17 protein-coding genes are annotated in these 19788 nt (G+C 64.2%); 6 read left to right on the top strand and 11 right to left on the bottom strand.

Annotated features, from left to right (window positions below):
• Nucleotides 1–178: 178 nt before the first annotated feature.
• Nucleotides 179–1264 carry an AI-2E family transporter gene (locus tag L0U82_RS02010; RefSeq protein WP_233828133.1) on the bottom strand — a complete coding sequence of 362 codons (1086 nt, stop codon included), beginning with the start codon at nt 1262–1264 and terminating at the stop codon, nt 179–181.
• A gap of 34 nt (nt 1265–1298) precedes the next feature.
• Nucleotides 1299–4172, bottom strand: a complete 2874-nt coding sequence (uvrA, locus tag L0U82_RS02015) for an excinuclease ABC subunit UvrA (protein ID WP_233828135.1) — start codon at nt 4170–4172, stop codon at nt 1299–1301.
• A gap of 355 nt (nt 4173–4527) precedes the next feature.
• Between uvrA and L0U82_RS02020 the strand changes: the two genes are divergently transcribed.
• Both L0U82_RS02020 and L0U82_RS02025 read left to right on the top strand, forming a co-directional pair.
• Nucleotides 4528–5715, top strand: a complete 1188-nt coding sequence (locus tag L0U82_RS02020; RefSeq protein ID WP_233828137.1) for an MFS transporter — start codon at nt 4528–4530, stop codon at nt 5713–5715.
• Nucleotides 5716–5863: 148 nt separating this feature from the next.
• Entirely contained in the window at nt 5864–6406 is a 543-nt protein-coding gene (locus L0U82_RS02025; protein ID WP_233828139.1) for a single-stranded DNA-binding protein, read from the top strand.
• A 106-nt stretch (nt 6407–6512) separates the two neighbouring features.
• Here L0U82_RS02025 and L0U82_RS02030 read toward each other — a convergent pair whose 3' ends face one another.
• On the bottom strand, nt 6513–7313 hold the full coding sequence (locus tag L0U82_RS02030; RefSeq protein ID WP_233828140.1) for a bestrophin-like domain: 801 nt from the start codon (nt 7311–7313) through the stop codon (nt 6513–6515).
• Between the two features lie 220 nt (nt 7314–7533).
• Here L0U82_RS02030 and L0U82_RS02035 point away from each other — a divergent pair, with 220 nt between their 5' ends.
• Complete coding sequence (locus L0U82_RS02035; RefSeq protein WP_233828141.1) at nt 7534–9192, top strand: methyl-accepting chemotaxis protein; 1659 nt, start codon at nt 7534–7536, stop codon at nt 9190–9192.
• Between the two features lie 389 nt (nt 9193–9581).
• On the opposite strand, the gene L0U82_RS02040 is transcribed toward L0U82_RS02035, so the two are convergent.
• From L0U82_RS02040 to L0U82_RS02075, 8 genes are all read right to left on the bottom strand, one after another.
• Nucleotides 9582–10388 carry a c-type cytochrome gene (locus tag L0U82_RS02040; RefSeq protein ID WP_233828142.1) on the bottom strand — a complete coding sequence of 269 codons (807 nt, stop codon included), beginning with the start codon at nt 10386–10388 and terminating at the stop codon, nt 9582–9584.
• Entirely contained in the window at nt 10385–12010 is a 1626-nt protein-coding gene (locus L0U82_RS02045; RefSeq protein WP_233828143.1) for a b(o/a)3-type cytochrome-c oxidase subunit 1, read from the bottom strand. The genes L0U82_RS02040 and L0U82_RS02045 overlap by 4 nt, the downstream gene beginning before the upstream one ends.
• Complete coding sequence (locus tag L0U82_RS02050) at nt 11997–12569, bottom strand: cytochrome C oxidase subunit II (RefSeq protein ID WP_233828144.1); 573 nt, start codon at nt 12567–12569, stop codon at nt 11997–11999. The genes L0U82_RS02045 and L0U82_RS02050 overlap by 14 nt, the downstream gene beginning before the upstream one ends.
• Entirely contained in the window at nt 12569–12745 is a 177-nt protein-coding gene (locus L0U82_RS02055) for a hypothetical protein (protein WP_233828145.1), read from the bottom strand. Before L0U82_RS02055 ends, L0U82_RS02050 begins: the two co-directional genes overlap by 1 nt.
• A gap of 96 nt (nt 12746–12841) precedes the next feature.
• Nucleotides 12842–14158, bottom strand: coding sequence for a c-type cytochrome (locus tag L0U82_RS02060; protein ID WP_233828146.1), 1317 nt, complete (start codon nt 14156–14158; stop codon nt 12842–12844).
• Nucleotides 14155–14892, bottom strand: a complete 738-nt coding sequence (locus L0U82_RS02065) for a c-type cytochrome (RefSeq protein ID WP_233828148.1) — start codon at nt 14890–14892, stop codon at nt 14155–14157. The genes L0U82_RS02060 and L0U82_RS02065 overlap by 4 nt, the downstream gene beginning before the upstream one ends.
• A gap of 341 nt (nt 14893–15233) precedes the next feature.
• On the bottom strand, nt 15234–15416 hold the full coding sequence (locus L0U82_RS02070; protein ID WP_233828150.1) for a hypothetical protein: 183 nt from the start codon (nt 15414–15416) through the stop codon (nt 15234–15236).
• A gap of 38 nt (nt 15417–15454) precedes the next feature.
• Nucleotides 15455–16351 carry a LysR family transcriptional regulator gene (locus L0U82_RS02075; protein WP_233828152.1) on the bottom strand — a complete coding sequence of 299 codons (897 nt, stop codon included), beginning with the start codon at nt 16349–16351 and terminating at the stop codon, nt 15455–15457.
• Nucleotides 16352–16445: 94 nt separating this feature from the next.
• Here L0U82_RS02075 and L0U82_RS02080 point away from each other — a divergent pair, with 94 nt between their 5' ends.
• The 3 genes from L0U82_RS02080 (at nt 16446) to L0U82_RS02090 (ending at nt 19618) form a co-directional block, all read left to right on the top strand.
• Nucleotides 16446–17816 (top strand): MFS transporter, encoded by a 1371-nt coding sequence (locus L0U82_RS02080; protein ID WP_233828154.1) that lies wholly within the window; start codon nt 16446–16448, stop codon nt 17814–17816.
• Nucleotides 17817–18089: 273 nt separating this feature from the next.
• Nucleotides 18090–18869, top strand: coding sequence for a response regulator (locus tag L0U82_RS02085; RefSeq protein WP_233828155.1), 780 nt, complete (start codon nt 18090–18092; stop codon nt 18867–18869).
• Nucleotides 18870–18925: 56 nt separating this feature from the next.
• The gene (locus L0U82_RS02090; protein ID WP_233828156.1) at nt 18926–19618 is read left to right on the top strand and encodes a response regulator transcription factor; all 693 of its coding nucleotides are present in this window, start codon (nt 18926–18928) and stop codon (nt 19616–19618) included.
• Nucleotides 19619–19788: the final 170 nt, after the last annotated feature.

The raw sequence follows: 19788 nt of genomic DNA on the forward strand, positions 1-19788 counted from the left end.
AAGCGTCACGATGAGAACATTTTGCAAATAGGAATTGTTCTCATCTTAGGGACTGGGCGGATCGACTGCAAGTATTCTGTCAGGAAAGGTAGAGAGGGCGTTGGCCGCGGCAGACGTAAAAAAAGCGGCACCGTAGTGCCGCTTCGCTCGTGAGGTCGGGCCGTCAGCCGGACAACGCTCACACCAGCCGCAGGTAAATCAGCTCCCGCTTGATATATGCGTAAAAGATCGGTGCCGCGATCACCCCGGCGATGCCGAACGCCGCTTCCATCACGAGCATCGCGATCAGCAGTTCCCATGCGCGAGCCTCGATCTGTCCGCCGACGATCCGTGCATTCAGGAAGTACTCGAGCTTGTGAATCAGGATCAGGAACACGAGCGACATGACCGCCGCCGGAAAGCTCACCGACAACGCGACCGCGACGATGACCGTATTCGAGATCAGATTGCCGATGACCGGCAGCAGCCCGACGATGAACGTGACGAGCACCAGCGTTTTGGACAGCGGCAGCGTGTCGTGGAAGATCGGCAGGATCACCAGCAGGAAGATCGCGGTGAAGACCGTGTTGAGCGCGGAAATCTTCACCTGCGCGAACACGATGCGGCGGAACGCGTCGGCGAAACGTGTCACGCGCGTGACGAACGCGGTGGACAGCGGCAGCCGCTGCACCTGATTCTGCGCGCCGACCGCGATGATCGCGCCGATCACCATGCCGAGCAGCACATGCGTGAAACCGCGCGCCGCGGTCGTGCCGCTTTGCTGCAGCATATTCGCATGGGTTTGCATCAGCTCGGTGGCGCGCGCCTTCATCTGCTCGGTGTCGACCGGCAGATAGCTGGCGACGAATTGCGGAATCCGCCCGCGCGCCTGGTCGATCAGCTGCATCGCCTGATCGAGCAGGTGTTGCACGCTCGGCACGTCGTTTTCGATGCGCGACACAATGCCGAGCGTGATGCCCGTCAACGCGCCGACGATCACCGCCGACAGGAACACCACCGCGAGCCAGCGCGCCCGCTTGCTCGACATATGACGCTCGATGCGCGGCGCGATCATATGCACGAGCTGAAACACCAGCAGCCCGGCGAGCAGCGCGCCGAGCAGATGCAGCTGGATCACCGCCCACATGCCGAACAGCGTCACCACATAGCTGCCGATTTCGACCGCCGACAACTTCGGCAGACTCATGTCGCTGGTCAGCCTGACCGGGCGCGGGCGCAGGTCCTGCACCCGTTCTTCTTCGCGCGCCTGAATCCGCTTGGTCATGGCTTATCCCGTCTCCAACCTCTGTAATGCAGCGTTACTTGATGGCGGCGGCGCGTTTCAACAACGGCGCCAGGTATTGGCCGGTAAAACTTGCCTTCGACTTCGCGATCTGCTCGGGCGTGCCCTGAGCGATGATCTGTCCGCCGCCGGCGCCGCCTTCCGGTCCGAGGTCGATGACCCAGTCGGCGGTCTTAATTACATCGAGATTATGTTCAATGATCACGACGGTATTACCCTGGTCGCGCAACCGGTGAATCACCTCCAGCAGCAGCGCGATGTCGTGAAAATGCAGGCCCGTGGTCGGTTCGTCAAGAATGTATAGCGTGCGACCGGTGTCGCGCTTGCTCAGTTCCAGCGACAGTTTCACCCGCTGCGCCTCGCCGCCCGATAGTGTAGTGGCGGACTGGCCCAGGCGGATATAGCCGAGACCCACATCCAGCAAGGTTTTCAGCTTGCGCGCGACGACCGGCACCGCCTTGAAGAACTCGTACGCATGCTTGACCGTCATGTCGAGCACTTCGCTGATGTTCTTGCCCTTGTACTGGACGTCGAGCGTTTCGCGGTTGTAGCGCTTGCCGTGGCAGACGTCGCACGGCACGTACACGTCCGGCAGGAAGTGCATTTCGACCTTCAGCACGCCGTCGCCCTGGCAGGATTCGCAGCGCCCGCCCTTCACGTTGAACGAGAAGCGGCCCGGATCGTAGCCGCGTTCCTTGGCCGCCGGCACGCCGGCGAACAGTTCGCGGATCGGCGTGAACAGGCCGGTGTAGGTGGCCGGGTTCGAGCGCGGCGTACGGCCGATCGGCGATTGATCGACGTTGATCACCTTGTCGAAGTGTTCGAGGCCCTCGATCGACTCGTACGGCGCCGGCTCCGTGGCCGAGCCGTACAGGTGATGCGCGACCGCGTGATACAGCGTGTCGTTGATCAGCGTCGACTTACCCGAGCCGGATACGCCGGTCACGCAGGTGAGCAGGCCGACCGGCAGATCGAGCGTCACGTTGTGCAGGTTGTTGCCATGCGCTTCGACGATGCGCAGGCGCCGCTCGTCGGGTTCCTTGCGCTCATCGGGGAATTCGATCGTGCGCGCGCCGGACATGTACTGGCCGGTCAGCGACGCCGCATTCTTCTGCACTTCTTTCGGCGTGCCCTCGGCGATCACCATGCCGCCGTGCTCGCCGGCGCCCGGGCCCATGTCGACCACGTAGTCGGCCATGCGGATCATGTCCTCGTCGTGTTCGACGACGATCACCGAATTACCGAGATCGCGCAGATGCTTGAGCGTCGAGATCAGCCGGTCGTTGTCGCGCTGATGCAGACCGATCGACGGTTCGTCGAGCACGTACATCACGCCGGTCAGACCCGAGCCGATCTGCGACGCGAGCCGGATGCGCTGTGCTTCGCCACCTGACAGCGTTTCGGCGCTGCGTTCGAGCGACAGGTAATCGAGCCCGACGTTATTCAGGAACATCAGACGCGCGACGATTTCCTTGACGACCTTGTCGGCAATCTCACGCTTCGAGCCTTCGAGGCGCAGCGTCTGGAAATAGCCAAGCGCGTCGCGCAACGGCCAGCCGCTGATTTCGAAGATGCCGCGCGCGTCGCTGTCCGCGCCGATGCGCACGAAGCGCGCTTCGCGGCGCAGCCGCGTGCCCGCGCAGGCCGGGCACGACTGGTTGTTCTGATACTTCGCGAGCTCTTCCCGCACCGCGGCCGAATCGGTCTCGCGATAGCGCCGCTCGAGATTCGGGATGATCCCTTCGAACACGTGCTCGCGCACCGACGTGCGGCCGCGCTCGTTGATGTACGAAAAAGGAATTTCCTGCTTGCCCGAGCCGTACAGCAGGATTTTGCGGACCTTTTCCGGCAGATCCTCGACGGCGGTATCGATATCGAAGTCGTAGAACGCCGCGAGGCTCTGCAGCATCTGGAAGTAGAACTGGTTGCGCCGGTCCCAGCCCTTCACCGCGCCCGCCGCGAGCGACAGCGACGGATGCGCGACGACCCGTTTCGGATCGAAGAACGTGATCTGGCCGAGGCCGTCGCACTCCGGGCACGCGCCCATCGGATTGTTGAACGAGAACAGGCGCGGCTCGAGCTCCTGCAGCGAATACGAGCAGATCGGGCAGGCGAACTTCGAGCTGAACAGGTGCTCGTTGTCCGTATCCATTTCGAGCGCGATCGCGCGGCCGTCGGCAAGACGCAGCGCCGTTTCGAACGATTCGGCGAGGCGCTGCTTCATGTCCGGACGCACCCGCAGACGGTCGATCACGACGTCGATCGTGTGCTTGTCGTTCTTTTTCAGCTTCGGCAGCGAGTCGACTTCATAGATTTTCGCGGTGCCTTCGTTGGCGGTGCCACCGCCCGAGCGCACGCGAAAACGGATAAAGCCTTGCGCCTGCATGTCTTCGAACAGTTCGGTGTGCTCGCCCTTGCGGTCCGCCACGACGGGCGCGAGGATCATCAGCCGGGTTTCTTCCGGCAGCGCGAGCGCCGCGTCGACCATTTGCGACACGCTTTGCGCTTCGAGCGGAATTTCGTGATCCGGGCAATACGGCGTGCCGACCCGCGCGAACAACAGACGCAGATAGTCGTGGATTTCGGTGACGGTGCCGACCGTCGAGCGCGGATTGTGCGAGGTCGCTTTCTGTTCGATCGAAATGGCCGGCGACAGCCCTTCGATCAGATCGACGTCCGGCTTTTCCATCAGTTGCAGGAACTGGCGCGCGTAAGCCGACAGACTTTCGACGTAGCGGCGCTGCCCTTCCGCATAAAGCGTGTCGAACGCCAGCGACGATTTGCCGGAGCCTGAAAGCCCCGTAATAACGACGAGCTTGTGACGCGGTAGGTCGAGATTGACGTTCTTCAGGTTGTGGGTGCGAGCCCCACGAATACGGATTTGTTCCACGGATTTATTCCATGAACTGCGGAAAGGGGAGGGAGCCAAACCTGCTACTATAACGACTTTTCCAGACCGCCGTTACGGCTTCCTGACAGCAGGAACAAGGCGCGAGGGCAAGCTCGGGGCAGGTTCAAAGACGGCGGTTCGACGCCGCGGGGAAGTGGTGTAACTGGGGCCGTTTTCCGCGAGTGCAAGGTGTCGTGAGGGCCGGCGGGGTGCGGCAGTGTCCGGCGCCGCGAAACACCCGCCATGCCACCGTCCGTGATGCCCGTTCCATCGCGCCGCCTGTCCCGGCGGCCACAGCTGTCCCCTCGGGCTCGCCGCACGGTGCGCCACCCGGCTCATTCAAACAACGCTTCCGATGTCCAATCCATCCGCCGTCTCCACACGCATGAGCGCGCCCGAATTGCGCGCGACCGTGTCGCTTGCCGCGATCTTCGCGTTGCGCATGCTGGGTCTGTTCATGATCATGCCGGTGTTCTCGGTCTACGCGAAGACTATCCCCGGCGGCGAGAACGTGCTGCTCGTCGGTATCGCGCTCGGCGCGTACGGCGTCACGCAGTCGATGCTCTACATCTTCTACGGCTGGATTTCCGACAAGATCGGCCGCAAGCCGGTCATCGCGACGGGCCTGCTGATCTTCGCGCTCGGTAGCTTCGTCGCGGCCGGCGCGCACGACATGACGTGGATCATCGTCGGCCGCGTGATTCAGGGAATGGGAGCGGTGTCGTCGGCGGTGATCGCGTTCATCGCCGATCTGACGTCGGAGGAGCATCGCACCAAGGCGATGGCGATGGTCGGCGGCAGCATCGGCATATCGTTCGCGGTTGCGATCGTCGGTGCGCCGATCGTGTTCCAATGGCTCGGCATGAGCGGGCTGTTCACGCTGGTCGGCATCTTCGCGATTCTGGCGATCGGCCTCGTGCTGTGGGTCGTGCCCGATGCGCCGAAGCCGGTCCATGTGCGCGCGCCGTTCGCCGAAGTGCTGCACAACGTCGAGCTGCTGCGGCTGAACTTCGGCGTGCTGGTGCTGCACGCAACGCAAACCGCGCTGTTCCTCGTCGTGCCGCGCATTCTCGAAGCGGGCGGCCTGCCGGTCGCGTCGCACTGGAAGGTGTATCTGCCGGTGATGGGCCTGTCGTTCGTGATGATGGTGCCGGCGATCATCGCCGCCGAGACGCGCGGCAAGATGAAGATCGTGCTGCTGTCCGCGATCGGTCTTATCCTGATCGGCCAGTTGTTATTGGGCGTGGCTCCGCATACGATTCTGAGTGTGGCGGCGATCCTGTTCGTGTACTTTCTCGGCTTCAATATTCTCGAGGCCTCGCAGCCTTCGCTGGTGTCGAAGCTGGCGCCCGGTGCCCGCAAGGGCGCGGCGGCCGGCGTCTACAACACCACCCAGGCGATCGGTCTTGCGATGGGCGGGGTGATCGGCGGCTGGCTGCTGAAGGTAGACGGGCAAAGCGCGGTGTTTTTTGCGTGTTCGGGGCTGGTGTTCTGCTGGCTTATAATCGCCGCGAAGATGAAACCGCCGCCGCGCAAGGCATAACGCGGCGCACTCGGGGGCACGTTCCCCGAATCATCCAGAACTCACCCGGCGGCGGGCAGAGGCGCTTTGCTTAGTCCAGGTCTGCTGGCCACGAGACGCGAACCGCGCAGTGCCGCGCCGCCCGTAATGGAATCAACAGGAGAAATTCATGGCATCCGTGAACAAGGTCATTCTCGTCGGCAACCTCGGAGCCGATCCGGAAGTCCGTTATCTTCCGAGCGGCGACGCAGTGGCGAACATCCGCCTTGCAACGACGGACCGCTACAAGGACAAGGCGTCGGGCGAGATGAAGGAAGCCACCGAGTGGCACCGCGTCGCGTTCTTCGGCCGCCTCGCGGAAATCGTTTCGGAATATCTGAAGAAAGGCTCGTCGGTGTATCTGGAAGGGCGCATCCGTACCCGCAAGTGGCAGGCTCAGGACGGCACCGACCGTTATTCCACCGAGATCGTCGCGGAACAGATGCAGATGCTCGGCGGCCGTGGCGGCGCGTCGATGGGTGGCGATGAAGGCGGCTATAGCCGCGGTGAACCGTCGGAGCGTAGCGGTGGCGGCGGCGGTGGTGGTGGTGGTGGCCGCGCGATGTCGTCGGGTGGTGGTTCGCGTGGCGGCAGCGGTGGTGGCGGCGCGAGCCGTCCGAGCGCGCCGGCTGGCGGCGGTTTTGATGAGATGGATGACGATATTCCGTTCTGACCCCCTCACCGTTTTACCGATCAAAACATGAAAGCCCGCCTCCGAAAGGGGGCGGGCTTTTTTGTCGGCCGTTCTCCCGCTCCACTGTACCGAGTTCGTTGCGGATTCACCGCCGCAAATGCTCCAACGTATCTCTCAACGGCACGCTCGAAATCACGATCGGCCCGGTAAAAGGCGAATCCAGGTCGACGATCACGTAAATTGCCGAAGCAATCGACACCGCGCCGAGCATGATCGTCACCAGCGCCAGCGTGTTGCGCGGCGCGATCAATCCAAAGCTCAGAAAGATCACGCCTAGCCAGAACGTCAGTGTCTTGAGGAACGGCCGCGAAATCGAACTGTGTGCTTCCTCGATGAGTTTCCAACGCGCGTCGACGACCCGGCGGTATTGCATCAGCGCATCGTCGAGCGCGCGCTGCTGCAACGAATCGTGCGTACGCAGTTCGCGCAACTGCCGGCCGACTGCCGTCAGCATGTCGCCGAGCTGCACGTTTTCGAGTTTCTCCGGCGTGTCGGGCGGTCCGAGGTCGCGCGGATAGTTGCCGCTCGGCGCCGGCTCCCTCGGCCATGTCGACGCGATCGCCGCCGCCGTGTACACACCCAGCAGACGCCGCGATTCGTTGGCGCCGTCACCGAGTTCGCGCAACGTCGTGTCGAACTCGATCAGCTTGGCCGCATAACTGCGCATGTCGTTGGACGCGGTATCGAAACTCGATTTCGCCGATGCGGTCATCAGGCCGAGCACCAGCGCGGCAAACGTGACAAGCATGCCGATCACGAGCTGGACCAGTTGCACGGTCTCATGCGCCTTGTGCTCCTCGGGCAGAAGCGGCCGCACGGCGACACCGAAACCGGTTGCGAGCAGCAAAAGCGCAAATACCAGGATGGCCGAACCGACTTCCGACATGGGAGCACTCCGAAGAACACACGCGCTGCGACACTTTATTGATTTAACGCAAGCGATGCACGCGATCAACCATAAAGTTTTTGGTTATGAAGCCGTTCTTCTCAATGCGGTGTTTGCTTAAATTTCAATCAAGATTGCGGACCTGGCCGAGTGGCGTGGAATGCAGTATGCATGGCCGATACGAATGGATCGGCCGGGCAGCCGGAGGGAGACCAACTCGATGTTGAAAAATCTGTCGATTCGCAACAGCCTTAGCCTGATGATCGTGAGCTTTGCCGTCGTGCTGTTGCTCGGCGCTGCCGCGGGGCTGTTGTCGCTGCGCGCGGCCAATGCGTCGCTGCAGCAGATGTACACGGTCGACACCCCCGCAGTCGCGGATCTCGAAGGCAGCGCTGGCCAGCTGCTGCGTCTGCGTCTCGCGCTCGCGACTTATGCGTCGCTTGCCGCGCTTAACGACAAGGATGGCGCGGCCGCGGTGCTCAAGCGTTTCGATCAGTATCGCCAGGGATCCGATGAGCGACTTGCCCACTATGTGAGCCGCGCGGGCGCGGACGCCGACGAGCAGCGTCTGATCGCGGACATGCAGCAGCGCCGCGACACGTTCCTGCGCGAAGGCGTGGACCCGGCGCTCGCCGCGCTCAAGTCGGGCGATACCACCGCGTTCAACGACGTGCAGGCGCACAAGCTGCCGTCGCTGTACAGCGCATACGAAAAGGCGATGCTCGCGCTCGAAAAGCTGCAGCTCGATCACGGCGAGCAACGCTATCAGGACGCGCAGAAGCTGTTCTACGTGATCTGTATCGCGGTGGCGGTCGGCATGGTGCTGTCGCTGCTTGGCGGCTGGCTGGGTCGCGCGGTGCTGGTGCGCGCGATCGTCAGTCCGGTCGATGCGACGATCGCGCAGTTCCAGCGCATCGCGAACGGCGACCTGACCGGCCGCATCGACGTGACCGGCGACAACGAAATGGGCCGGCTCGCGGCCGCGCTGCGCAAGATGCAGGACTCGCTGATCTCGACGGTGAGCGCAGTGCGTCAGGGCACCGAATCGATCGATACGGGCGTCAGCGAAATCGCGGCGGGCAACACCGATCTGTCGCAGCGCACCGAGGAGCAGGCTGCGTCGCTGGAAGAAACCGCGGCGAGCATCGAGCAGTTGACGTCGACGGTCAAGCAGACCGCGGACAACGCGAAGCAGGCCAGCTCGCTCGCGCAAGGCGCGTCGACGCTGGCCGCGCAAGGTGGCGAGCTGACCGAGCAGGTGGTCGGCACGATGCATGGCATCGTCGCCGACTCGCGGCAGATTGCCGATATCGTCGGCGTGATCGAGGGGATCGCGTTCCAGACCAATATCCTCGCGCTGAATGCCGCGGTCGAAGCGGCGCGCGCTGGCGAGCAGGGACGCGGCTTCGCGGTGGTCGCGAGCGAGGTGCGCTCGCTTGCGCAGCGTAGCGCGGCGGCGGCCAAGGAGATCAAGGGCTTGATCGATGCGTCGACCGCGCGCGTGCAGGAGGGCTCGCACCTCGTCGAGCGCTCGGGTACGACGATGACCGAAATCGTCGACGCCATCGCGCGCGTGAGTTCGATCATGGGCGAGATCGCCGCGGCGGCGACCGAGCAGAGCACCGGCATCGACCAGGTCAATCTCGCGGTCGCGCAGATGGACGAGGTCACGCAGCAGAACGCGGCGCTCGTCGAGCAGGCGGCCGCCGCGGCGAGTTCGCTGGAAGAGCAGGCGCGGCGGTTGACGACGGCGGTAGCGGTGTTTCAGACGGGCAGCGGGGCGCGGGCGGCGGGTGCGTCGGCGGCTTCTGTGGTTGGCGGGAAGGCGGTGGGTGGTGCTGCCGGGGCGAAGCGGGAAAGCGAGTTCGTGACGGCGTAACGGTGATCGCGGCGGCGTGAGCGTGAAGCAGGGGCGATGCGGGTCATTTATTTGGGTGGCCACGCATCCGTTCTTTGCAGCGTGTGGCGTCGCTGTTGCACCCGTTCACAGAGCGCCGTAACTATCGGCCACTGCCACTGCCACTGCCACTGCCGGGCCGGCCGAAAGACCGCGGATATGGACGCCGAACCGGAGCTATCGAGCGAGTTCACTTCAGCGTAAGGGCACCGAGAGCAGTTTGTCTGAACTGCTGCTTCTCTGCCGTCACAAGGCGTCGCGTATTCTCCACACCACGCCCTGCGCTTCTCAGCGTAAGGGTACCGCGAGCAGTTCGTCTAAACGGCTTCTTCTTCGCCCCTCACAAGCCGCCGCGTCAACCCCCCACACCTCTACTGCATCGCCGCGTAATACTTAGCCAGACTATCGATCTCTTCCGGCGTCATCTGCCGCGCGACGTTGCGCATCTGCTCATTGATGTCGTTATGCCGCTCGCCCGAAGCGAACGCGCGCAACTGCGCGGCGAGATACACCGATGACTGTCCGCCGAGCCAAGGCGCCGCGCCCTTGCGATCGAGCTGGCCGTGGCAGGCCGCGCACGGCGCGATATTGCGTTGCGGATCGCCCTGCATCGCGAGTCTGACCGCGTTCGCATCCGGCCCGACGCCGGCCGGTGTTTTCTCTGTGGCCGGTGTGCGCGCCAGCGACGCGTAGTAGGCGGCCAGATCGTGCAGGTCCTGGTCGCTGCGTTCGGCGATGATCGCCTGCATCACCGCGCTCTGGCGCTGACCGCTCTGGTAGTCGCGCAATTCCTTGTAGACCACGTCTTCGTATTGACCGGCGAGCGCGGGCGCTGTGATCTGCGGGGGACCGGACACGCCGTGGCACATCGAGCAGTGCTGCGTTGCAATCGTCGCTCCGCGGCCGATCTCGCCCATGACCGGATGCACAAAGCCCGACGGCGGCAGCACGACCACCTCGCTCGGCACGCGGCTCGTGGTGTTGCCGCTATACCAGCTCGACGGCACGCCGGCCGCGCCGCAGATCCGCGCCCACAGGCTGAGATTGCCGAACGCGCTGCTCGCGGACGGCAGCCAGATAAAGCCGATCAGTATCGCGACGATCGCAATCGCGAGCGTGCCGCCGACGCTCCAGACGAACCACGGATTGCGCAACGTGAAGAGGCGTTCTTCGCTCATCGCTGTGCTCCGATCACGACCGCCGGCACCGAAGTCTGCGGCAGGCGCAGCAACTGCACGATCGGCACGCTGTAGTTGACGACCGTGAGCCCGATCATCAGTGCGACCCACAGCCCGAAACTGTTGAGCGCGACCGGCACGCGCACGACCGGTTGCGCCGGGCTCGCGAAGCGGAATGTCTGCGGCTCGACGAGCGGCCCGAATTGCGATTTCACGAGGATGTAGACGAACAGCAGCCCGGACGCCACGAGGATCAGCCCGCCGATCGCCGATACGCCGACCCAGAACGCCTGCCCCTGCATGCCCGCCATCGCGTAGTCGTAATAGGCCATGCGGCGCGGCGCGCCGAGCAGGCCGACCCAATGCCACGGGATCGTCACGGTCATCATGCCGATGAACCACAGCCATAGTTGCGTGCGCACCAGCTTCGCCGACACGATCGCGCGGCCGGTCAGTTGCGGCCACAGTTCGTAGGCGATCGCGAAGTACATGATGACGATCGCGCCGCCGAAGATCAGGTGAAAGTGCCCGGTCACCCACTGCGTGTTGTGCACGGTCGAATTCAACTGATAGCTCATGTTGATGAGCCCGCCCGCGCCGCCGAAGCCGAGCATCACGAACGAGAACGCGACTACCAGCATCATCGGGTTGCGCCACGGCAGCGCGGTGAGCCAGCCGAGCGCGCCCTTGCCGCCGCGCAATCTGCCGGCGATTTCCACCGACGCGCAGATCGTGAACACGGTCAATAGCGTCGGCACCGACACCATGCCGGTGAACACCGCGTGCACGAACTTGAAGCCGGCGCCGACTTGCGGATCGACGAACAGATGGTGGATACCGATCGGCATCGCGAACACGAGAAACATGATGAACGACACGCGCGCCATCGAATCGCTATAGAGCCTGCCGCCGATCGCGCGCGGCACCAGCGTGTAGTACGCGATATAGGCGGGGACCAGCCAGAAGTAGACGATCGCGTGCAGGGTCCAGGAGAACAGCACGCGCGACAGGCCCGCATCGATCGTGCGGGTGAAGCCGAACGCGACCGGCAGGATCTGGAACAGGATTTCGAGCGCCGCGCCGACCGCGGTCCACGCCCACAGATACGCGCCCGCGACGTTCGCGAACATCGCGAGCGGCACCGGCTTGCCGGGGTTCGCGCGCTTCCAGACGCGCAGATTCACATGCATCAGCGCGACCCAGATCCACGAGCCGACCACCACCAGCACGACGCCGAGGTAATAGAACGGGCTGCCGATCATCGGCGGATAGAACGTGTAGAGCACCGATGCCTTGCCGGCCGCAACCGGCACCATCGCCATCACCGCGCCGACCAGCAGCAGGTAAAACGCGGCCCACGCCCATTTGAGACCGACGAGGCGCTGCGCGAGCGCGAGTTCGACGATTGCGTAGCCGAAGGCCATCGCGACCAGCGTGGGCATCACATAGGCCATCACGGTGCCGTGAGCGGTCACCGAGCGGTAATACAGCTCGGGGTCGCCGATCCACGGCGCGAGCGGGCTGCGCACCAGCATCTGCCACGCACCGAGGCATAGCGCGATCGCGAACGTGATAAAGGCGAGCCAGAAATGCGCGAGAACGAGTCGCTTAGCGTGAAACACAGCTCAGCCTCCGGGTTTGTCGGGCCTGTTCGAAGAAAGCGGCTTTGTCGATCACCTTCACGTGCGCCCACATCGTCTGATGGCCGAAGCCGCAGAACTCGTGGCACGGCATCGTGTGATCGGCGGGATGGTCGAATTGCGTGTTCAGCGTCGACACGTAGCCGGGCACGATCATCGTGTTGATGTTGGTATCGGTGACGAGCAGGCCGTGCACGACGTCGGCGCTGGTGGTGCGGATCGTGATCGGCGTGCCGGCGGGCACCACCAGGCACTGCGGCGTGAACGAGTACTGCTGCGCGACGAAGCGCACGATCACCGAGCCGTCCGGCTGCACCGCGCTGCCGAGATTGTCCTCGGCGAATTCGCCGGACAGTTGCAGACGGGAAGGATCGATCGTCTCGACGCGCGACGGCGGCATCATCGCCCAATGCACGCCGGAGAACACGATTACCGCGAGCATCAGCACGATCAGCGCGACCGCGAAGATCGCCCAGCGCCGCTCGGCGCGCAACGCGACCGCGTGGCCGCTCTCCGGTTGATGATTCGATTCGGTCGACATTAGTGGATGATCCCGCGCGGCAGAAACGCGAAAAAGTAGAAGCCGAACCAGATCGCCATCACGATCAGCACGGAGATTCCGGCCAGTGCGATCGCGCCGCCCGGGCCGGCCGCGACGACGCGTTCGACTTCTTCGTCGCTCGGCGGGGTGGCACTGTGCGTGTCGTTCGCTTCCATCTCGATAGCTCTCCTGTGCGGCGCTTCAGTACGGCATTTCAATACGGCATTTTTTTCGGTGCGGCGGCCCGGCATGGCCGCTTCACGTGGGGTGCGTCAATGCAGCGGCGCCTTGCGCAGTTCGTTGACCTCGCGCGCCGTCACGGGCAGTCCGTGATTGCCCCACGCGGTGCGAATGAAGGTGACCACCGCGGCCGCTTCGGCGTCGTTCAGCTCCTGGCCGAACGGCGGCATCCCATACGGCTGCGGATTGCGCTTCGTGCCCGGCGGGAAACCGCCGTTCAGCACGATGCGGATCGGATTGACCGCGGAGTCCATTTCGATCGACTGGTTGCCCGCGAGCGGCGGATAGTGCGGCAGTTGGCCTTCGCCGTTCGCGCCGTGGCAGATCGCACATTTGTCCGCGTAGATCTGCTTGCCGAGCGCAAACACCTTCGGGTCGGGCGTCGCGCTCGGACCAGTCTTGCGGCCGCTTTGATCGGGCAGCGATTTCAGATAGACGGCCATCGCGCGGACATCCTCGTCGCTCAGATGCTGCAGGCTGTGATAGGTGACCTCGGCCATCGGACCGTAGACGGCGCCGCGATCGGAGATACCGGCCTGCAGCAGATCGACGATGTCCTTGATGCTCCAGTCGCCGAGGCCGCCGTCCTTGTCGGATGTCAGCGACGGCGCGTACCAGTTCTGCACCGGAATCAGCCCGCCCGCGAACTGCTCGCGCGGCGACGAACCGCCCAGCATGTTGATGCGCGTGTGGCACATCGTGCAGTGACCGAGCCCTTCGACCAGATACGCGCCGCGATTCCACTCGACCGATTTGGTCGGATCGGGCTTGAACTCGCCCTCACGGAAATACAGCGTGCGCCAGCCGTACAGCAGGTCGCGCTGATTGAACGGGAAGCGCAGCGTGTGCTTGCGGTTCGGCTGACGCACCGGCTCGACGGTCCGCAAAAACGCGAAGATCGCGTCCGAGTCCTCGCGCGTGACCTTCGTGTACTGGGCGATTGGCATCGCCGGATAGATCGGCGCGCCGTCCGGCTTGCGGCCGGTGCGCATCATCTTGAAGAACGCTTCCTCGCTCCACGTGCCGATGCCGTACTGCGCGTCCGGCGTGATGTTCGGTGAATAGAGCGTGCCGAACGGCGTTTCCATCGCGAGGCCGCCGGCGAACAGCTTGCCGCGCGGCGCGGTGTGGCAGGCGATGCAGTCGCCCGCGCGGGCAAGGTATTCACCGCGCTTGACGATGTCGGGGCGCGTGTCGGCGCCAGCGGATGCGGTTGCTTCGGCGACAGCCGGTGCAGTCGTGGCGGCGTGCGCGCTGCCGGTCAGCGGCGCGTGCAGCAGTTGCGCGAGCACGATGCCGCCGATGGCGAAGGCCCGCGACAAACCTGGTGAGCGAAGTGTCGGCTTCATTGCGGTTGACTCCCGCAAGCGAGAGGCAGCCGCTCCGCGGATGCCGGTGCGGGCCGTGGATCGGCGGGACGCGGCTGGCGCGCGAGCCAGTTGGATACCGCGGCGATGTCGTTGTCGTTCAGCTTGAGCGCGATCGTGTGCATGCAGTCCGGCGCGAGCGCGTGACGGGTGCCCGAGCGCCACGTGCCCATCTGTCCGGCGATATAGCTTGCATGCAGCCCGAGCAGGCCCGGAATGCCCGGCTGCGTGCCGGTCATGCGCGCGCCGTGGCAGGCCACGCACGCCGGTATGCCGCGCGCCGGGTCGCCGTGCATCACGAGCCGTTCGCCGGCGGCGAGCAGCTTCGGTGGCAACGCGGCACGGTCGGATTCGGGATAGGGCGGCTGCAGATCGGCGAAATACTGGGCGATCTGGCGCAGATAGTCGTCGGGCAGGAACGCGAGCAGGTAGCCCATCGGTGGATAGGTGCGGCCGCCGTCGCGAAATGCGGTCAACTGGTTGAACAGATACTCGGTCGGTTTGCCGGCGATGCGCGGAAAGTAATCGTTGTTGCGGCCCTGGCCCTGCACGCCGTGACACGCCGTGCAGGCCCGCATGCGTTCATCCATGGCCGACGGCATCGCGGCGGGTGTGGCAGCGGAGGTGTCGGTTGCCGCGCTTGCCACGCTGCCACATAGCACGCGAAGCGCGAACAGCACGAACAGAACCGAAGATCCGATAGTTCTACGATGCACGCGAGGCCTCGTTGGGGAACGTGCTTCTGTCGATTTATTTTTCATGCTCGCTGGCGAATGGCGTAGCGAATCCGTCAAACGGCGCATGGCGGGGCTACCTGTTTTACTTATTGCGACTGCATTAACAGTGAATCGCGGAACGGACCTGTTCGGGCTGACGAAGTATTGATCCGCTGCGGTAATTCAATAGTCCGTTAAAAAGCATGCTCTGCGACGATGTGCTGCAATTGCAGCACGCGCTGGATGCGCCGTGGTGGCGGCTTCGAGGCTGACGGGGAGGGCTGCGGACGACCCGTGAATGCCCCCAGCGAGTAGCAGGTTGCAGCAATTTATCGGACGCGTCAATAGAGAACATCCGGGGAAAATATCAGCTGGCCGTCATCGACGGAAGCTAAAGCGCTTTGCATTTTGCGGTGCCGCAACTTATTGGCGGATATTGCATTGCGCAATGCGCGTATTTGATTTTTATCAATGCAATTGCTGGTCTTTTCATATAAACGCATTGACCATTGCGTGACTGTCATTCGTGCGTCATTTGCTCGTTATTCATCCCTTATCCGCGTCATGCGAAAAGCCGCATCAACGCCGCGCGCGCATTGCTGACGAGTTCGCTTTCGCCGGGCCGGCCGGGCAGCAGATGAAACTCGATGGCCGGCAGCGCGGGCAGGCCGATATGGGCAGCACACGCAACCACGCCGCCGCCGAGCGACGATTCGTTCAAGCAAGAAATGCCGAGCCCTGCCTTCAACGCGAGCTGCAGGCCGGCCACGCCCGACGCCGAATGCGACACGATGTACGAGACCTTGTGTTCGTCGAGCAGCCTGACGACGAACCGCTGCAACTGGCACGTCTGCGGCAGTAGCACCAGTTGATACGGCGTGCCCGGGCGCGGCGCGGCATCGGCGGCGCTTGCCCACAGCAGCTTTTCGCGACGCACCACGGTGCTGGCCGCGCCCGCGCCGCTGCCGGCCGAACCCCGCCCGCGTGGCTGCGCGGTGACGAGCCGCGCCGACAGACCGATGTCGAACGACGTGTGATCGTCCGCGCCGCTGTCGATCGTCGCGCTCGGCATCACGGTCACATGCAGCTTCAGACGCGGGTGCTGCTCCGAGAACGTTTTCAGAATGCGCGCGATGTCGTGCGGCCGGAAGTAGTCGGTGATCGCGATGCGCAGCTCGCCGTCGAGCGAGCGGCCTTGCAGGTCGTCGAATGCCGCTTCGCTCATCGCGATGAGGCGCCGCGCGTGCTCGAGCAGGCGCTCGCCCGCGGGTGTCGGGTTCACGCCTTGCCGGCCGCGGACGAAGAGCGGCTGGCCGGCGCGCTCCTCGAGCTTCTTCAACTGCTCGCTCACCGACGACTGCGACAGGAATACGCGCTCGGCGCCCGCCGACACGCTGCCCGATTCGGCGACCGCGACGAAGGTGCGCAACTGCGCGAAGTCGAAACCACGCTGGCTCATGATTCGGATTTTCCGATGGGAGTGATCTGAAATTGCGGCTTTTCCGATGAAAGGCCCAGCCGTAGCATACCCCCAGAACTTTGCGGAGGGTGTGATGAAAAACGGATCGACGACGGCGCCGCGCGGCGCGCAGCATCGCTGGAAGGTGCTCGGGGTGGGCTTTGCGGCCAACGCGAGCTTTTCGGCCGCGTTCTCGGGGATTCCGACGACTGCGGTGTTTCTGCGCTCGGGCTATCACCTGGGCAACGACGGGCTCGGCCTCGTGCTCGGGATGCTCGGCCTCGGCATCGCGGTCAGCGAATTGCCTTGGGGGCTGCTGACCGACCGCTGGGGCGATCGCCGCGTGCTGCTGCTCGGTTTGCTGGCGACGGCGGCCGCGCTCGCCGGCCTCGCGCTGTTCGTGTCACCGGGCGGCGCGCATGTGCCGGGCGTTACGCCGCTCGCGCTCGGTTTGCTGCTGGTCGGTCTGCTCGGCGGCAGCGTCAACGGATCGAGCGGCCGCGCGGTGATGGCTTGGTTTCGCGAGGGCGAGCGCGGCCTCGCGATGAGCATCCGGCAGACCGCGGTGCCGGCGGGCGGTGGCCTCGGCGCGCTGGTGCTGCCGGTGCTCGCGTCGCGCTTCGGTTTTGCGAGTGCGTACGCGGTGCTGGCGCTCGCGTGCGCGACGACCGCGGTGTTTGCGTGGCGCTGGTTGCATGAGCCTGAGCAGGGGGGCGATGCGGTGGTGGCGCAAGGTGCGGCGGGTGTTTCGGGTGCGGCGGGTACGACAAGCCTGACTGGTGCGGACCGCGCGCACTCCGCGCTTCACCATAGCCCGACCGCCAGCATCCCGGCCGCCACCGCTTCGCCGTTGCGTGACCTACGCATCTGGCGCGTCGCGCTCGGCGCGGGCGCGCTGTGCATGCCGCAGATCGCCGTCATCACGTTTGGCACCGTCTTTCTGCACGACTTCAGCCGTGCCGGCGTACTCGCGATCAGCGCGACGATGGTAGCGGTGCAGACGGGCGCTGCTATCGCGCGGGTGTGGAGCGGCGCATGGACCGACCGGCGCGGCAATCGTCGCGCGTATATGCGCGGCTGCAGTCTGCTTACCGCCGTGCTGTTCGCGTTGCTCGCGCTCGCGACCGGGCTTGCCGGTATCCATCACGCGGCGCTCGCTGCGTTGTTCGCGGTGATGATCGTGCTCGGCGGTGTGAGCGCGTCGGCATGGCATGGCGTCGCATTCACGGAACTCGCGACGCTGGCCGGCACGAATCGCGCGGGCACCGCGCTCGCGATGGGCAACACCTGCGTGTTCCTCACGCTGTTCGTGACGCCGCTTGCGATTCCGGCGCTGCTATCGATGGGTGCGTGGCCGCTGGTGTGGGCGGTGGCCAGCGCATGCGCATTGATCGCGCTGCCGGTGCTGCCGCGCGCCGCGTCGACGCGGGCGATGCGCGCGGCGCGGGCGTGCGACGCGGCTTGAGCAGTGACATCGGAGATGGCATGGGCGAGTGAGTCTAAGCAGAATTGCTTCGGCATCAGAGTGCGTCGACGGGGGAGCGATGCTCGCACTCGCTGCATATTGAAAATTTGATCGAACAGCGAAGCGACAACAGTTTTCAAGCGGATTAGGAACGCTCTGATTTTTGCGACGGTGTACGGGTGATTTGATGGTGGGTGTCCGGCACCGCGATCCGTTGCCGGCCGGTGTGAAGCAATCCACTAGCCAACCCTCCTGCAACGGCAGCAAAACATCTTGGCGAATCTCCGAATCATTCTGGCCGACGATCACCCGTTCGCTCTGCTTGGCTACAGATCGACGCTGGCAACCTGCGACGGCGTCACGATCGTCGGCGACGCTCACACGCCCGCAGGGTTGATCGCGCTATTGCAACGCACGCGTTGCGACATGCTGATCAGCGATCTGTCGATGGCCGACCCCGCCGGTGTCATCGAAGATGGCGTGAGCCTCATGCTGCGCATTCGCCGTGATTGGCCCGCGCTGCGCGTCGTCGTCGCGACCGCGCAAACGAATCCCGCGGTCCTGCGCGTACTCGCCGCGGACAGCGCGCTCAGTGTGTTCGGCAAGGCGGACCCGCTGACCGAACTTCAGCAGGCGATATCCGAAAGCGCGCGCGGTACACGCTATCTAAGCCGCTCGATAGTCGCGCTGCTCGCCCAGTCACACATACAGGTACATACACAAGCACCGGCATATCACGACGCGCATCGCGCGGTGTCCGTGCCCCACCTGTCGGCGCGGCAGATCGAAATCGTGCGCAGACTGGTGTGGGGTGAGTCGATCGCCCAGATCGCGGCGGCGCTCGGTTGCCATCCACGCACGATCAGCCGGCAAAAACGCGAGGTGATGACGTGCTTCGGTGTGACCGACAACGCTGGTCTCTTTTCGTGTGTGCGCGCTTTGGAGATGTTCTCGCGCGATCAGGATAGCGACGCATGGGCCACGGATGATTCACCCGCCATTTCGGAGCGTTCTTATGTCCTTGGGATAAGAAATCTTCAACCATTGCGGTAGCGTTATTCATACCGAACAAGGTCGAGCGAAATGAAAAGCATCAGGAGCGCCAGACAATGAACCCCATTGCCGCGGCAGCCACGCCCGTTCGAACCATCATCGCGGACGACCATCCACTGGTCTTATTGGCGATCGAGCATCTGATCGGCAGCTATCCGGGCCTGCAAGTGGTCGGCCGCGCGACAGACGTCACCGAACTGTTTCTTGAAGTCGATCGCAGTCCATGCGACCTCGTGCTGATGGATCTCTACATGCCAGGCGGCATCGACGAAAGCGGGTTCAGCGCGGTCAGGCAGTTCAAGGCGCGCTATCCGAATGTCGCGCTCGTGATACTGACCATGGAAACCGACGCGGCGACGCTGCGGCAGGTGATGTCGCTCGGTGTCAACGGCTTGCTCAGCAAGCGCGATCGCATCGATCTGATTCATGTCGCGGCGGTGATGGCGCTCGCGCATGAGTGCTACGTCGGGCCGGCCGTGCGCACACTGCTGACGGAGATGTCGACGAGTGCGCAGTTCGATATCGTGCGCGCCGCACTGTCGCGCCGCGAACTCGAGGTATTCACGCAATACGCGTCCGGGCTCGGCGTCACGCAGATCGCCGAGCGCCTCGGGCGCAGCGTGAAAACGATTAGTGCACAGAAGTGCATGGCGATGCGCAAACTCGCGCTCAATAGCGACGCCGAATTATTCCGTTTCGCGCTGGAGCACGGCGTTGTGACCAATGGTCGTAGTTGGGGTTGGGGCTAGTGTTGCGGGCAAAGCTCTAACCGAAACCGCCCGGGCCGCGAAGGTGGAGGTAAGCGGGCCGGTTAACAAAGCGGCGATGTGCCGTGCGTACGCGCGGTGGGTCGCATCAATATCGGCATGATCCGGGGGATGCACGTCGAGTGCCCGGCGAGCCGGTCGACAACACAATA

It is taken from the genome of Paraburkholderia sp. ZP32-5 (assembly GCF_021390495.1).
Taxonomy (GTDB): Bacteria; Pseudomonadota; Gammaproteobacteria; order Burkholderiales; family Burkholderiaceae; genus Paraburkholderia.

Excerpts from the sequence above, each read along its gene's own strand:
- L0U82_RS02050 (WP_233828144.1), bottom strand. The coding sequence starts at position 12,569 with ATGTCGACCGAATCGAATCATCAACCGGAGAGCGGCCACGCGGTCGCG.
- L0U82_RS02060 (WP_233828146.1), bottom strand. The coding sequence starts at position 14,158 with ATGAAGCCGACACTTCGCTCACCAGGTTTGTCGCGGGCCTTCGCCATC.
- L0U82_RS02025 (WP_233828139.1), top strand. The coding sequence starts at position 5,864 with ATGGCATCCGTGAACAAGGTCATTCTCGTCGGCAACCTCGGAGCCGAT.
- L0U82_RS02055 (WP_233828145.1), bottom strand. The coding sequence starts at position 12,745 with ATGGAAGCGAACGACACGCACAGTGCCACCCCGCCGAGCGACGAAGAA.
- L0U82_RS02080 (WP_233828154.1), top strand. The coding sequence starts at position 16,446 with ATGAAAAACGGATCGACGACGGCGCCGCGCGGCGCGCAGCATCGCTGG.
- L0U82_RS02090 (WP_233828156.1), top strand. The coding sequence starts at position 18,926 with ATGAACCCCATTGCCGCGGCAGCCACGCCCGTTCGAACCATCATCGCG.
- L0U82_RS02020 (WP_233828137.1), top strand. The coding sequence starts at position 4,528 with ATGTCCAATCCATCCGCCGTCTCCACACGCATGAGCGCGCCCGAATTG.
- L0U82_RS02070 (WP_233828150.1), bottom strand. The coding sequence starts at position 15,416 with ATGACAGTCACGCAATGGTCAATGCGTTTATATGAAAAGACCAGCAAT.
- L0U82_RS02030 (WP_233828140.1), bottom strand. The coding sequence starts at position 7,313 with ATGTCGGAAGTCGGTTCGGCCATCCTGGTATTTGCGCTTTTGCTGCTC.
- L0U82_RS02075 (WP_233828152.1), bottom strand. The coding sequence starts at position 16,351 with ATGAGCCAGCGTGGTTTCGACTTCGCGCAGTTGCGCACCTTCGTCGCG.
- L0U82_RS02040 (WP_233828142.1), bottom strand. The coding sequence starts at position 10,388 with ATGAGCGAAGAACGCCTCTTCACGTTGCGCAATCCGTGGTTCGTCTGG.
- L0U82_RS02035 (WP_233828141.1), top strand. The coding sequence starts at position 7,534 with ATGTTGAAAAATCTGTCGATTCGCAACAGCCTTAGCCTGATGATCGTG.
- L0U82_RS02010 (WP_233828133.1), bottom strand. The coding sequence starts at position 1,264 with ATGACCAAGCGGATTCAGGCGCGCGAAGAAGAACGGGTGCAGGACCTG.